This window comes from Mycobacterium kubicae, assembly GCF_015689175.1.
Taxonomy (GTDB): Bacteria; Actinomycetota; Actinomycetes; order Mycobacteriales; family Mycobacteriaceae; genus Mycobacterium; species Mycobacterium kubicae.
In genome coordinates this window covers 2,138,090-2,151,292 of sequence record NZ_CP065047.1, presented here as the reverse complement: position 1 = coordinate 2,151,292, position 13,203 = coordinate 2,138,090, and the positions used below count along the sequence as shown (strand labels likewise).

The window sequence follows — 13,203 nt, the reverse complement described above, 5'->3', positions numbered from 1 at the left end:
CGTCAGCGCCGCCCGTTGACGATGTCGACGAACAACTGATGGACGCGACGGTCGCCGGTCACCTCCGGGTGAAACGCGGTCGCCAACACCGATCCCTGCCGCACCGCCACAATGTGATCCGCCGCTCGGGCCAGGACTTGGACACCCTCGCCGGTTCGCTCCACCCAGGGCGCGCGGATGAACACCGCCCGCACCGGGTCGTCCAGCCCGGCGAACGGGATGTCGCCCTCGAACGAGTCCACCTGGCGGCCGAATGCATTGCGCCGCACCGTCATATCGATGCCACGCAGCGGCAGTGCGGCGCGCCCCTGCGCGCCGGCGTCCTCGATTTCGCTGGCCAGCAGGATCATGCCGGCGCACGCGCCGTAGGCCGGCAACCCCTCAGCCAGCCGCGCGCGCAGCGGCTCGAGCAACTCGAAGTCGGCCAGCAGGTGGCTCATCGCCGTCGATTCCCCGCCCGGGAGCACCAGCGCGTCCACCGAATCGAGTTCACTGCGCCGGCGCACCGTCATCGGCTCGGCGCCGGCTTCCTCCAGCGCCGCGAGGTGTTCTCGGGTGTCGCCTTGCAGCGCTAGGACACCGACGCGGGGTCCGCTCACTTCCCCGCGGGCTGATAGTCGCGCTTGAAGCGGGTCAGGCCCTCTTGCATCACCGCGGCCACCAGTTCACCGCGCTGGGTGAAGATCTTGCCGTGGCATAGGGCGCGGCCACCCCCCGCCGACGGCGAGGACTGGTCGTAGAGCAGCCATTCGTCGGCCCGGAACGGCCGCATGAACCACATCGCGTGGTCCAGCGACGCGACCTGCAGGTGCTCGCGCTCTTTCATGTGCGTGACCTGCGCCGAACCCAGCAGCGTGAGGTCGCTCATGTACGCCAGCGCGCAGATGTGCAGCACCGGGTCGTCGGGCAACGGGTCGCGGTGGCGGAACCACACCTGCTGCTGGGAGGCCTTGCCCGGCAACAACTGCAGGCGGTCGCGCGGCACGATGCAGACGTCCCACTCCTCGAACTGTTTGAAGCCGGCGTCGTCGAACACCTTGATCGAGCTCAGTCCGGGCAGACCGTCGGGAGGCGGCGCGGCCGGCATCGCGTCCTGGTGCTCGATGCCGTCCTGGTGGGTCTGGAAGGACGCCGCCATGCTGAAGATGGTTTCGCCGTGCTGGATCGCGTTGACCCGTCGGGTGGCGAACGAACCGCCGTCGCGGATGCGCTCGACGATGAACACCGTGCGCTCCTTGGCATCCCCGGGCCGCAGGAAGTAGCCGTGCAGGGAGTGCACCAAGAAGCCCGGCTCGACGGTACGCACCGCCGACACCAGCGACTGCCCGGCCACATGGCCGCCGAAGGTGCGCTGGAAGTAGCCGGATTCCGGGCTGAAGACGCTGCCGCGGTAGATGTTGATCTCGAGTTGTTCGAGATCAAGGATCTCTTCGATCGCCACGGAGAATTCTTACCAGCCGCGTTCGGCGAGGCGGTGTGACTGCGCGAGTTGCTCGACGTTGATGCCCACCATCGCCTCGCCCAGGCCGCGCGACACCTTGGCCAGCACGTCGGGGTCGTCGTAGAAGGTGGTCGCCTTGACGATGGCGGCGGCGCGCTGCGCGGGATCGCCGGACTTGAAGATCCCCGACCCGACGAACACGCCCTCCGCACCCAGCTGCATCATCATCGCGGCGTCGGCGGGGGTGGCGATGCCGCCCGCGGTGAACAGGGTCACGGGCAATTTGCCGGCCCGCGCGACCTCGACGACGAGCTCGTAGGGGGCCCGCAGTTCCTTGGCGGCGACGAACAACTCGTCCTCGGACAGCGACGTCAGGCGGCGGATCTCGCCGCCGATGGCCCGCATGTGCGTGGTCGCGTTGGAGACGTCGCCGGTGCCGGCCTCGCCTTTGGAGCGGATCATCGCCGCACCCTCGCTGATGCGGCGCAGTGCTTCACCCAGGTTGGTCGCGCCGCACACGAACGGCACGGTGAACTTCCACTTGTCGATGTGGTGGGTGTAGTCGGCCGGGGTCAGCACCTCGGACTCGTCGACGTAGTCGACGCCGAGGCTCTGCAGGATCTGCGCTTCGACGAAGTGGCCGATGCGGGCCTTGGCCATCACCGGGATGGTGACCGCGTCGATGATGCCCTCGATCATGTCGGGGTCGCTCATCCGCGACACCCCGCCCTGGGCTCGGATGTCGGCCGGCACCCGCTCGAGCGCCATGACCGCGACGGCGCCGGCGCCCTCGGCGATGCGGGCTTGCTCCGGGGTGACGACGTCCATGATGACGCCGCCTTTGAGCATTTCGGCCATGCCCCGTTTGACGCGTGCGGTCCCGGTCTGGCTGGCGCCCTGGACGTCCACTTACCTGCTCTCCTTCAAATTGGTGCCACTCCACTCTAGTGGTGGGGCGGCGACCGGCCTATTTGCTCGATCAGCGGATGGACTGCGGGACACCCGCGTCGCGTACCGCTGCGCCGTCGGCCGTCCCGTCGGCGAGCTGGTTGGCCAGCGGCAACAATTCTCCCAGCTGGACCGGGTACACCAGCTCACCGGCCGCGACCAGCCCGGCGATGTCGTCAGCATCACACCAGCGCGCGCCGTGGATGTAGCGGCGTTCCAGCTCGGTGCGCCCGTCGAGGGTGGGTTCGAAGCGGCGGGTGCGGTGCACGAGGTAGAACTCCTCGCTGTCGATCACCGACCCGTTGAACTCGAAGACTTCGTCGCGTCGCCAGATCGGGCCGACCATGTCCGCGGGGTCCACCCGCAGGCCGGTTTCCTCGGCCAGTTCCCGGGCGGCCGCCTCGGCCAGACGTTCGCCCGGCCGCACCTCGCCGCCCACGGTGAACCACCACTTCGGTGCGTGGCCGTCAGTGATGGCCGGGTCGGAACCGCAGAGCAGCAGCACTGCGCCGTATTCATCGAGCAGGACCACCCGCGCCGAGGTGCGGTGATTGACCCCGTGGTGGTCCCCGTGAGCCAACGCGTGCGGATGCTCGACGATCTCGAAGTAGGTGGGCAGGGTCGCCGTCCCGCCCAGGTGCAACTTGCGGACCAGCGGCCGCCCGCCCAGGGCCAGGGTGTCGCGTACGGCGTCGTTGTGGAAGCGGCGGGCCAGCAGGACCCGGGCCTCGGCGTCGGCCAGTTCGGCGATCAGCGCCGCCGGCAGCGACGCCGGATCCACCATCGCCAGCGCGGCCGACAGTTCGTTTTCGGCGTTCTCGCGTAGCTGCCGGGGCGCGCGTTCGGCGGCGGCGGCCAGGGCGGCCAACCGTCTGCCCTCCGGCGCGCCGCCGTAGGCGTCGGTGGCCACGGCCCGCGCCACCACCGCACGCCGGGCCAGCGCGCTGTCCAGCGCCTGCCAGGACAGGTCATAGCGGACGTTGAGCCGGTTCAACCGGTTGGCCGTCTGGTAACTCCAGGCGGCGAAGATCAGCAGCAGCACCAAGACCAGCACCGCGATGGCTGCCGCGAGCCACAGCATCAGCTGGCCACTTCCACCTTGACGCCCGACCCGGCGACCGTCTCGTACACCCGCATGATCTGACTGGCCACCACCGACCAGTCGTAGCGGCGGACCGCTTCGCGGCCGGCGGCCACGTAGCGCTCCTGCAGCACGTCGTTGCCCAGCATCGAGATCAGCGCGTCGGCCAGCGCGGCGCTGTCGTCCACGGCCACCAGGCAGCCGACTTCACCGTCGCGCAGCACCCGGCGGAAGGCGTCCAGGTCACTGGCCACCACCGGGGTGCCGGCGGCCATCGCCTCGACCAGGACGATGCCGAAGCTCTCGCCGCCGGTGTTGGGCGCGCAATAGACGTCGGCGCTGCGCATCGCCGACGCCTTGGCCGCGTCGTCGACCTGGCCGAGGAAGCGGATGTGCTTGGCCCACCGGCCTGCCTGCTGCCGCAGTTCGTCTTCGTCGCCGCGTCCGACGATCAGCAGTTGCACGTCGGGGAAGGACTCGACCACCTTGGGCAGCGCGTCCAGCAGCACCGCAACGCCTTTGCGAGGCTCGTCGTAGCGACCCAGGAACAGCACTGTCTTGCCCGGGCGTGGATAGCCGTCCAGCAGCGGCGCCGTGGCCAACGACTCGACGTCGACGCCGTTGGGAATTTCCACCGCGTCCGATCCCAGCGCTTCCATCTGCCAGCGCCGGGCCAGATCCGACACCGCGATGCGGCCGATGATCTTTTCGTGCCAGGGCCGCAGCACCCCTTGGAACACGCTCAGCGTCAGCGATTTGGTGGTCGACGTGTGGAAGGTCGCCACGATCGGGCCCTCGGCCACCCGCAGCGCCCACATGGACAGGCTGGGCGCGTTGGGCTCATGCAGGTGCAGCACGTCGAAATCGCCTTGGGTGAGCCACTTTCGGACCCGCCGATGCACGGCGGGGCTGAATTGCAGCCGCGACACCGAGCCGTTGTAGGGAATCGGGATGGCGCGGCCGGCGGAGACGACGAAGTCGGGCAGCGGGGTGTCCGGCGACGCCGGCGCCAACACGCTGACCTCGTGGCCGCGGGCGCGCATCACCTTGGCCAGCTGCAGCACGTGTGACTGCACCCCGCCCGGCACGTCGAGCGAGTACGGACAGACCATCCCGATCCGCATCAGCCGTCCCTCAGCCGGGCCTGTCGCTCATCGGACAGGTCGGCCAGCCACTGCGGTTGCAGCATGTGCCAGTCTTCGGGCTTCGCGGCGATGTTGCGCTCGAATTCGCGCGCCAGCGCCTGCGTGATCGCCTGCACGTCGCCGCTGCTGGTGTCCAGCGGCGTCTGCATGTTGCAGCTCCAGCCGTCGCCCTCGAACCAGCAATGCGACGGCAGCAACGCCGCCCCGGTCGCGATCGCCAGCTTCGCCGGCCCGGCCGGCATCCGGGTGGGTTCGCCGAAGAAGTCGACCTCGACTCCGGTGCGGGTGAGATCGCGCTCGGCCATCAACGCCACGATCCGGTTGTCCCGCAGCCGATCACACAGCACCTCGAAGGGCGGTCGGTCGCCGCCGGAATGCGGAATGACCTCGAATCCCAAGCCCTCGCGGTACTCGATGAAGCGCCGATACAGCGATTCGGGTTTTAGACGCTCGGCGACCGTGACGAAACTGTCATAGGTCTGCGCCAGCCACACCCCGTTCATGTCCCAGTTGCCACTGTGCGGCAACGCCAGCACCACGCCGCGGCCCGCGGCCAGGCCCGCGTTGAGGTTGTCTTGTCCGCCAGTTGAGCTGTCCAGGCGCTGCGTCAGTTCGCGCAGATTCATGGTCGGCAGCCGGAACGCTTCGCGCCAATACCGCGCATAGGACGCCACCGAGGCCCGCATCAGCGAGTCCGGCACTTGGGCGGGCTGGACCCCGATGACGCGCGCCAGGTTTTTGCGCAGCTGCTCTGGTCCGCCGCGGCGCGCCGCGTAGCGCGCTCCGGCGGCAAAGACGTTGCGCGCGGCGGATTCCGGCAGCGCGCGCACCGCCATCCAGCCGGCCGCGTACGACCAGTCCGTGGCGGCGCCGGTGACGACTTCGCGCGGCCGGCGCCCGGGCAACCTGAGGCTCACTGACGGTGGTATCACTGCTCGCTCTTTCCCGGTATGGCAATGCGATCCACGGCTCCCGGCGAGGTCCGAACCGCGTATATGCGCTGCGCGCAGGTGATCACACTGAGCACCGCCAGCAGCCACATCCCGATGGGCAGCGCCGGGGGCCAGGCGACGAACGGGAAATCGGACACTCCGGCGCCGCTGAGCACGATGATCAACCGTTCCGGACGTTCGATGAAGCCACCGTCACCGCGTAACCCGCTGGCCTCAGCCCGGGCCTTGATGTAGGAGATCACCTGCGAGGTGACCAGGCAGATGAGGGTCGCCACGGTCAACAGCCGGTCGTGCAGGTGAAAAGCGATCCACCACAACAGTCCGCAGAACACCGCCCCGTCGCTGATTCGGTCGCAAGCCGCATCGAGCACCGCGCCGAACCTGGTGCCGCCGCCGCGTTCTCGGGCCATGGCGCCGTCGAGCATGTCGAACAACGTGAAGAACCAGACCACGCAGCCACCGATGAACAACTTGCCCATGGGGAACAGGATCAACGCGCCGGCCACCGACGCGGCGGTGCCGATGACGGTGGCGGCATCCGGGGTCAACCCGACCCACAGGGCGGCCCGCGCGACCGGCTCGGTGACGCGAGCGAACGCCGCCCGCGACAAGAAGGGCAATTTACTCATGGTCGGGCCTCATGATTGCCGCGCCCACTCGGCGGCCAGCAGACGGCGGGTGTCGCGCAGCAACTGCGGGATGACCTTGGAGCCGCCGACGATGGTGATGAAGTTGGCGTCGCCACCCCACCGCGGCACCACATGTACGTGCAGATGTTCGGCCAGCGAGCCGCCGGCAGAGGAGCCCAGGTTGAGTCCGACGTTGAAGCCGTGCGGCCGCGACACCTTCTTGATGACGCGAATCGCCTTCTGGATGAACGCCATCAGCTCGGCGCTCTCCTCCTGGGTCAGGTCTTCGAGTTCGGATAGCCGGCGGTACGGGACCACCATCAGGTGACCGGGGTTGTACGGGTAGAGATTGAGCACCGCGTACACGAGTTCGCCCCGGGCGACTACCAGTCCGTCTTCGTCCGACAACTGCGGAATGTCGGTGAACGGCTGCGCGCGCTCGGCTTCGTCGCGTTTCATGGGCGCTTCGGCCAGATAGGTCATGCGGTACGGCGTCCACAACCGCTGCAGGTGATCGCGCTCGCCGACACCGCGGTCCAGGATCGTGTCGTCGCCGCGCTCGGCGCGCTCTGCCGGATCCTGCTCGCTCACCTGCCGGTCACCTTCACCAAATCGGCTGTCGGCGTTGCGTTTTCACGGTCGGCAAGCCACTTGACGATGGTGGACACCGCGTCGTCGCGGGGCACGCCGTTGATCTGGGTGCGGTCACCGAACCGGAAGCTCACCGCACCGGCCTGCACGTCCCGGTCACCGGCCAGCAACATGAACGGGACCTTCTGGTTGGTGTGGTTGACGATCTTCTTGGCCATCCGATCGTCACTGGCGTCCACTTCCACCCGCACACCGTGCGAAGCGAGTTGAGCCGCAACGTCTTCCAGGTAGGCGACGTGGTCGTCGGCGACCGGGATACCAACCACCTGCACCGGTGCCAGCCACGCCGGGAACGCACCGGCGTAGTGCTCGGTCAGGATCCCGAAGAATCGCTCGATCGAGCCGAACAGCGCGCGGTGAATCATCACCGGACGCTGCCGGGTCCCGTCGGCGGCGGTGTATTCCAGCTCGAAGCGGTCCGGAAAGTTGAAGTCGAGCTGAATGGTCGACATCTGCCAGGTACGGCCCAGCGCGTCTTTGACCTGGACCGAGATCTTGGGCCCGTAGAACGCCGCGCCACCGGGATCGGGGACCAGGTTCAGCCCGGATTCGGCGCCGACCTCGGCCAGCACGCTGGTGGCTTCCTCCCACACCTCGTCGGATCCGACGAACTTCTCGGGATCCTTGGTGGACAGCTCCAGGTAGAAGTCAGTCAGGCCATAGTCGCTGAGCAGATCGAGCACGAAACGCAGCAGTGAGCGGAGTTCGTCGCGCATCTGTTCGCGGGTGCAGAAGATATGCGCGTCGTCCATGGTCAGCCCGCGGACCCGGGTCAAGCCGTGCACGACGCCGGACTTCTCGTAGCGGTACACCGTGCCGAATTCGAAGAGCCGCAGCGGCAATTCGCGATAAGACCGCCCGCGCGCCCGGTAGATCAGGCAGTGCATGGGGCAGTTCATCGGCTTGAGGTAGTAGTCCTGCCCGGGTTTGCGCACCGAGCCGTCGTCGTTGTGTTCCGCGTCGATGTGCATCGGGGGGAACATGCCGTCGGCATACCAGTCCAGGTGTCCCGAGGTGTGGAACAGCTGCGCCTTGGTGATGTGCGGGGTGTTGACGAACTGGTAGCCGGCGTGCGCGTGCTTGCGCCGGGAGTAGTCCTCCAGTTCCCGCCGCACGATGCCGCCCTTGGGGTGGAAAACCGCCAACCCGGAACCGATTTCGTCGGGAAAGCTGAACAGGTCCAGCTCGACGCCGAGCTTGCGGTGGTCGCGGCGCTGGGCTTCGGCGATCAGCTCGAGGTGGTGGTCCAGCGCCTCCTGCGATTCCCACGCCGTGCCGTAAATCCGTTGCAGACTGGCGTTTTTCTGATCACCGCGCCAGTAGGCCGCCGAGCTTCGGGTCAGCTTGAAAGCCGGAATGTGTTTGGTGGTCGGGATGTGCGGGCCGCGGCACAGATCCCCCCAAACCCGTTCGCGGGTGCGGGGATTGAGGTTGTCGTAGGCGGTGAGTTCGTCGCCGCCCACCTCCATGATCTCCGCGTCGCCGGATTTGTCGTCGACCAGCTCGAGCTTGTAGGGCTCGTCGGCCAGCTCCGCGCGAGCCTCGTCCTTGGATTCGTAGACCCGCCGGGAGAACAGCTGGCCGTCCTTGACGATCTGGCGCATCCGCTTCTCCAGCGCCTCGAGGTCCTCGGGCGTGAACGGCTCCGCGACGTCGAAGTCGTAGTAGAAGCCGTCGGCGATGGGCGGCCCGATGCCCAGCTTGGCTTGCGGGAACAGCGATTGCACGGCTTGGGCCAACACGTGGGCGGTCGAATGCCGGATGACGCTGCGACCCTCGTCGGTGTTGGCCGCCACCGGCACGACTTCGGCGTCGACGTCAGGCACCCAGTTGAGGTCGCGCAGCTTTCCCTCGGCGTCGCGCACCACCACGATCGCGTCGGGCGTGCCGCGCCGCGGCAGCCCCGCCTCCCCGACCGCGGCGGCCGCGGTAGTCCCGGCAGGCACCCGGATAGGGGTTCCTGGCGTGGCGTGTGCGGGGGCGCTCATCAGGTCGCGGTCTCCAACAGTCGGTGTTCAAACGATCGCGACCATGCTATCGGTGCGCAGCTCGCCCAACCCAAGCCGCCGGATGGGCCGCAGCGGTTCAGGGCTGGCCCGGCTTGAGCCGCACGAACAGTGCGTCGGCTTCGGTGAGCACCGTGTCGCCGTCGCACAACCGCCCGGAGACGAAGATCTTGCGCCCCTCCACCTGGTCGATCCCCGCGTCGATCTGCAGTTCTTTCTCGATCGGCACGATGGCGCGGTAGTTGATCTTCAAATATGCGGTGCGCTGGCGCGGGCTGCCGGTGAGCACCGACGCCGTCAATCCCAGCACGGTGTCGAACAGCAGACCCAGCGCGCCGCCGTGTACCGCACCGTTTCGGCCGAGGTGAAACCGGGCGAAACGGGCCGTTCCCCCGATGCGCCCATCGGGGGTTTTCTGCGCCTTCATCGGCACCGTCAGGATGTTGCCGCGCACCGGCAGATCCATGCGCCGTCCCGACGGCGAACTCCACTCGTCGGCGTCGAACGGTTGCAGCAGCGCCGACACCTTCTCCAGCAGGTCCGCGGCCTCGGTGATGACGTCGTCGGGCGCGTCGACGGCGCGGGCGTGGTCTTGCAGCGTGCGCACCGCGTCGATGAACCGGCCGTAGTCCGGGCCGCCCTTGGTGGTCGGTTCCGGCGGGTTGAAGCCCCCGCCGGGATGCCCGGGCTGTTCGCTGCTCACCAGGACACCGTATTGGGCGCTTCTTTACTTCTCCGCGGCGGCCGCTATGGTGTCGAACTCCTCGTCGGACAGCGTGATCTCAGCGGCGGCGACGTTCTCCTCCAAATGCTTCACGCTCGAGGTGCCCGGGATCGGCAGCATGACCGGTGAGCGCTTCAGCAGCCAGGCCAGCGCCAGCTGGGACGGCGACGCGTCGTGATTTTCCGCGATCTGGTGCAGGGGACCGTCCGGGGCGGCCAGCGGTCCGGCGGCCAGCGGGAACCACGGAATGAAGCCGATGCCCTGCTCGGTCGCGGCGTCGACCAGCTTCTCGGCGCCCCGGGAGGCCAGGTTGTACATGTTCTGCACCGACACGAGGGTCGTGATCTGCTGTGCGGCGGTGAGCTGGTCGACGTCCACCTCCGACAGCCCGATGTGGCGGATCTTGCCTTCGTCCTTCAGTTTGACGAGCTCGCCGATCTGGTCGTCGAGCGGAAAATTCTTGTCGATGCGGTGCAGCTGGAAGAGATCGATGGTGTCCACGTCCAGCCGGCGCAGGCTCATCTCACACTCCTGGCGCAGGTAACTGGGATTGCCCAGCGGAACCCACACGTCCGGGCCGGTGCGCAGCAAACCGGCTTTGGTCGCGATCACCAAACCCGAATACGGATGCAGCGCCTCGCGAATGATCTCCTCGGAGACGTACGGACCGTACGAGTCGGCGGTGTCGATGAAGTTCACACCGAGTTCGACCGCGCGCCGCAAAACCCGCACGCACTCGTCCCGGTCGGCCGGCGGGCCCCACACCCCTTTGCCGGTCAGGCGCATCGCGCCAAAGCCCAGTCGATTGACCGTCAGGTCTCCGCCCAGGGTGAAGGTTCCGGATGCTGCAGCGACTGTTTGTGTGGTCATTTCACAGACCGTACGCGTCAACCCTGGAATTTGCTGTACGCGTGGCAAGCTGAGCGCATGGACCTCGACTCGCTCGCCGAGCTTCCGTTGACCTACTCCGAAGTGGGCGCCACGGCGTCCGGTCAGCTGCCTGCCGGCTACGCCCACTTGCGAATGTCCACCCAAATCGGCACGGGCCGAGAACGTTTCGAGGAGGCCGCCAACGCCGTGCTGCACTATGGCATGCAGCACGGGGCGGGACTGCGCGTGCAGGCCAGCTCGGAGGTCGCCGAGGTTTCGGCGATCGTGGTGGTCAAGATGATGGGCGTGCTCAGTGCGCCGTGCCGGGTGGTCTACGTCGTCGACGAGCCCGATGAGCGCGGGTTCGGATATGGCACCCTGCCCGGTCACCCGGCCTCCGGTGAGGAGAGGTTCGCGGTGCGCTACGACGCGAGCACCTCCGCGGTGTACGCGGAGGTGTCGTCGTTTTCGGTGCCCGCAACGTGGTGGGGCAAGTTGGGCAGGCCCGTGCTGCCGGTGGCTCAGCGCATGATCGCCAAGCGGTATCTACGTGCCCTGTGACTGGTCTGGCCGCGGCGGGCCAGCGTGGCCGATGGTGCGAATGTGGACGCCCTGCGCCAGCCGGGCCAGCGCGACCGCGCCCGCAAGCAAACCGAAATCGCGCAGCGCCACGTCGTAGAAGCCCGGCCCGCTGACCAGGTCGACGATGATTCCGGCCAGCCAGGCCGCGACCACCCAAGCACCGATGCGCGGCGCGACCGCAACCAGGACACCGGCCGCGATCTCGACCACTCCCACCACATACATGCATTGGTCAGCGGTGCCAGGAACCAGGCCGTCGATCCAGCCGGCCAGATACATGCTCCAGTGGTGAGGATGGGTCAGCAGGTTGAAGAACTTGTCCAGCCCGAACACGATCGGCGCGACGGTGAACACGGTGCGAAGCAGCAGGTACGCCGAGTAGGCCGGGTCCCTCAGCTGTGCGGATAGTGAGCGGGCGGCTTTGTCCTGGACGGTGTCATGTCGAGTGGCCATGGCTACTCCCTTCTATCGGATAATAATCTGTACGTTAGAACGGCTAGAATGTAGCGTCAAGATTTTTGTTCGTTAGAAAGTGGTTGCCGACATGGTTGCGCAGCGCGACGCCTCTGGCATCGGAGCCTTGGCGGACCCGGTTCGGCATCGGCTCTACGAGTTCGTCTGCGCCCAACCCGATCCGGTGAGCAGAGAGCAGGCCGCTGACGCCGTCGGCATCCCGCACCACCAGGCGAAATTTCACCTGGACCGACTCACCGCCGAGGGACTGCTCGAGACCGACTACGGGCGCTTGACCGGGCGAACCGGCCCCGGCGCCGGACGGACCGCCAAGCTGTACCGGCGAACTCGTCGCGACATCGCGGTCAGCCTTCCGCAGCGCGAGTACGAGCTCGCCGGCCGGCTGATGGCTGCGGCCATCGCCCGGTCGACGGCTACGGGTGAGCCCGTAGCAGAGGTGCTCGACGAGGTCGCTCACGACTATGGGCAGGCCATCGGCGCCACCGCCGACAAGCCCGCAGACACCGCCGCGGCGCTAGAGGTGGGGTTGGCACTGTTGGCCGAGTACGGCTACGAACCCCGCCGCAACGACGGCCACGTGGAATTGGCCAACTGCCCGTTCCACGCCTTGGCTCAAGAGCAAACCGCATTGGCCTGCGGCATGAACCATGCGCTCATCGCCGGCGTCTGCGACGCGCTGGCGCCGTATGGCCCCGACGCCGTCCTGGAGCCGGGTCCGGCTCGGTGTTGCGTGGTGCTCAAATCACGGAGGTCAAACGCGCCAGCGAGCCAGTAATTCCTCGGCGCCGGCGCACATTTGCCCGATGACGTCAGCCACCGACGCGTCGTCGCGGATCATTCCGACGCCCTGCCCGGCGTCGACGGGCGCAACGCGCGTGTCGTCGGCCGCGGCGGCCGCGGCTAGTTCATCGCGGACCGACCGGTCGGCGGCCAACACATCCTCCTTGCCGCTCCAGCGTTCGACGAACTCGTTGACCAACACGCGGGACGGGAACTGGGCCGGCCACGGCAGCCCACCGGCGACGTCGAAGACGCGAGTGGTGCGGGTATCGGTTTCGCGCGCCGCGATCAGTGCCCGACGGCTCGCGTCGCCCGTGAGCGCCTCGGGGCACGCCGCCAGCCGAGTGCCCACCCAGGCGCCGCTGGCACCGGCGGCCAGGACGGCGGCCAGGCTTCGCGGCGATGCGATGCCGCCACCGGCCAGTACCGGCACCTCTACGGCAGCCAGGACTGCGTCGAGCAACGGGAGCGTCCCCAGGCGCACCGCACCGTGGCCGCCACCTTCGGCCCCGCGCGCCACCAGCACATCGACCCCCGCGTCGGCCGCCTGACGCGCACCGACGCTGTCGTAAACCTGTGTCGCCGTGGCGATTCCGGCGTCGTGCGCTTCGCTTACCCAGGACCAGTCAGTACCGAAGCTGACCGAGAGCAACATTGGCCGCGCCGCCAGCGCGTCCTGCAGTAGCCCGGACTCTTTGCGCATCACCCAGTCCACCAGGCCGATGCCGAACCTGCCGCTGACGTGTTGGAGTTGGGCCGCCAGGGTGGCCCTGGTGGCGGTGCTGCCCATGCCGACCATGCCCAGGCCGCCGGCGGCACTGACCGCGGCGGCCAGGCGTCCACCGGCGACACCGCCCATGGGCGCATTGACAATCGGCACACGCAGACCGAAACTTTGCGACCACGCCGTAGCGAGCAC

15 protein-coding genes are annotated in these 13,203 nt (G+C 67.9%); 2 read left to right on the top strand and 13 right to left on the bottom strand.

Annotated elements, in window-relative coordinates:
* Nucleotides 1-2 precede the first annotated feature (2 nt).
* The 11 genes from pdxT to I2456_RS10305 form a co-directional block, all read right to left on the bottom strand.
* A complete protein-coding gene (gene pdxT, locus I2456_RS10355; RefSeq protein WP_085073170.1) occupies nucleotides 3-599 on the bottom strand; it encodes a pyridoxal 5'-phosphate synthase glutaminase subunit PdxT in 597 nt (198 codons plus the stop codon).
* Nucleotides 596-1,441: an acyl-CoA thioesterase II gene (tesB, locus tag I2456_RS10350; RefSeq protein WP_068031477.1), complete on the bottom strand. Its 846-nt coding sequence runs from the start codon at nucleotides 1,439-1,441 to the stop codon at nucleotides 596-598. Before tesB ends, pdxT begins: the two co-directional genes overlap by 4 nt.
* Before the next feature lie 9 nt (nucleotides 1,442-1,450).
* Nucleotides 1,451-2,299, bottom strand: coding sequence for a pyridoxal 5'-phosphate synthase lyase subunit PdxS (pdxS, locus tag I2456_RS10345; RefSeq protein ID WP_241007972.1), 849 nt, complete (start codon nucleotides 2,297-2,299; stop codon nucleotides 1,451-1,453).
* A gap of 121 nt (nucleotides 2,300-2,420) precedes the next feature.
* On the bottom strand, nucleotides 2,421-3,470 hold the full coding sequence (locus I2456_RS10340) for an NUDIX hydrolase (protein WP_068031470.1): 1,050 nt from the start codon (nucleotides 3,468-3,470) through the stop codon (nucleotides 2,421-2,423).
* Nucleotides 3,470-4,594 (bottom strand): glycosyltransferase family 4 protein, encoded by a 1,125-nt coding sequence (locus I2456_RS10335; protein ID WP_085073171.1) that lies wholly within the window; start codon nucleotides 4,592-4,594, stop codon nucleotides 3,470-3,472. The genes I2456_RS10340 and I2456_RS10335 overlap by 1 nt, the downstream gene beginning before the upstream one ends.
* A complete protein-coding gene (locus I2456_RS10330) occupies nucleotides 4,594-5,532 on the bottom strand; it encodes a phosphatidylinositol mannoside acyltransferase (protein ID WP_085073172.1) in 939 nt (312 codons plus the stop codon). Before I2456_RS10330 ends, I2456_RS10335 begins: the two co-directional genes overlap by 1 nt.
* A gap of 11 nt (nucleotides 5,533-5,543) precedes the next feature.
* Complete coding sequence (gene pgsA / locus I2456_RS10325) at nucleotides 5,544-6,197, bottom strand: phosphatidylinositol phosphate synthase (protein WP_085073173.1); 654 nt, start codon at nucleotides 6,195-6,197, stop codon at nucleotides 5,544-5,546.
* Nucleotides 6,198-6,206: 9 nt separating this feature from the next.
* On the bottom strand, nucleotides 6,207-6,788 hold the full coding sequence (locus tag I2456_RS10320; RefSeq protein ID WP_068031462.1) for an ATP adenylyltransferase: 582 nt from the start codon (nucleotides 6,786-6,788) through the stop codon (nucleotides 6,207-6,209).
* Nucleotides 6,785-8,836, bottom strand: coding sequence for a threonine--tRNA ligase (gene thrS / locus I2456_RS10315; protein WP_085073174.1), 2,052 nt, complete (start codon nucleotides 8,834-8,836; stop codon nucleotides 6,785-6,787). The genes I2456_RS10320 and thrS overlap by 4 nt, the downstream gene beginning before the upstream one ends.
* Before the next feature lie 97 nt (nucleotides 8,837-8,933).
* Entirely contained in the window at nucleotides 8,934-9,557 is a 624-nt protein-coding gene (locus I2456_RS10310; RefSeq protein WP_085073175.1) for a PaaI family thioesterase, read from the bottom strand.
* A 24-nt stretch (nucleotides 9,558-9,581) separates the two neighbouring features.
* Nucleotides 9,582-10,448 carry an aldo/keto reductase gene (locus tag I2456_RS10305; protein WP_085073176.1) on the bottom strand — a complete coding sequence of 289 codons (867 nt, stop codon included), beginning with the start codon at nucleotides 10,446-10,448 and terminating at the stop codon, nucleotides 9,582-9,584.
* Nucleotides 10,449-10,505: 57 nt separating this feature from the next.
* Here I2456_RS10305 and I2456_RS10300 point away from each other — a divergent pair, with 57 nt between their 5' ends.
* The gene (locus I2456_RS10300) at nucleotides 10,506-11,009 is read left to right on the top strand and encodes a DUF1990 family protein (RefSeq protein WP_085073177.1); all 504 of its coding nucleotides are present in this window, start codon (nucleotides 10,506-10,508) and stop codon (nucleotides 11,007-11,009) included.
* Here the strand turns inward: I2456_RS10300 and I2456_RS10295 are convergent.
* Complete coding sequence (locus I2456_RS10295) at nucleotides 10,995-11,483, bottom strand: DoxX family membrane protein (RefSeq protein WP_085073178.1); 489 nt, start codon at nucleotides 11,481-11,483, stop codon at nucleotides 10,995-10,997. The two genes, I2456_RS10300 and I2456_RS10295, sit on opposite strands and share 15 nt — an antisense overlap.
* A 91-nt stretch (nucleotides 11,484-11,574) precedes the next feature.
* Here I2456_RS10295 and I2456_RS10290 point away from each other — a divergent pair, with 91 nt between their 5' ends.
* The gene (locus I2456_RS10290) at nucleotides 11,575-12,279 is read left to right on the top strand and encodes a helix-turn-helix transcriptional regulator (protein WP_068165602.1); all 705 of its coding nucleotides are present in this window, start codon (nucleotides 11,575-11,577) and stop codon (nucleotides 12,277-12,279) included.
* Here I2456_RS10290 and I2456_RS10285 read toward each other — a convergent pair.
* Nucleotides 12,256-13,203, bottom strand: a complete 948-nt coding sequence (locus I2456_RS10285) for an NAD(P)H-dependent flavin oxidoreductase (RefSeq protein WP_085073179.1) — start codon at nucleotides 13,201-13,203, stop codon at nucleotides 12,256-12,258. The two genes, I2456_RS10290 and I2456_RS10285, sit on opposite strands and share 24 nt — an antisense overlap.

Coding starts and splice junctions, on each gene's coding strand:
- pdxS (WP_241007972.1), bottom strand. CDS start 2,299: ATGGCCGAAATGCTCAAAGGCGGCGTCATCATGGACGTCGTCACCCCG.
- I2456_RS10340 (WP_068031470.1), bottom strand. CDS start 3,470: ATGCTGTGGCTCGCGGCAGCCATCGCGGTGCTGGTCTTGGTGCTGCTG.
- I2456_RS10335 (WP_085073171.1), bottom strand. CDS start 4,594: ATGCGGATCGGGATGGTCTGTCCGTACTCGCTCGACGTGCCGGGCGGG.
- pgsA (WP_085073173.1), bottom strand. CDS start 6,197: ATGAGTAAATTGCCCTTCTTGTCGCGGGCGGCGTTCGCTCGCGTCACC.
- thrS (WP_085073174.1), bottom strand. CDS start 8,836: ATGAGCGCCCCCGCACACGCCACGCCAGGAACCCCTATCCGGGTGCCT.
- I2456_RS10305 (WP_085073176.1), bottom strand. CDS start 10,448: ATGACCACACAAACAGTCGCTGCAGCATCCGGAACCTTCACCCTGGGC.
- I2456_RS10300 (WP_085073177.1), top strand. CDS start 10,506: ATGGACCTCGACTCGCTCGCCGAGCTTCCGTTGACCTACTCCGAAGTG.
- I2456_RS10295 (WP_085073178.1), bottom strand. CDS start 11,483: ATGGCCACTCGACATGACACCGTCCAGGACAAAGCCGCCCGCTCACTA.
- I2456_RS10290 (WP_068165602.1), top strand. CDS start 11,575: ATGGTTGCGCAGCGCGACGCCTCTGGCATCGGAGCCTTGGCGGACCCG.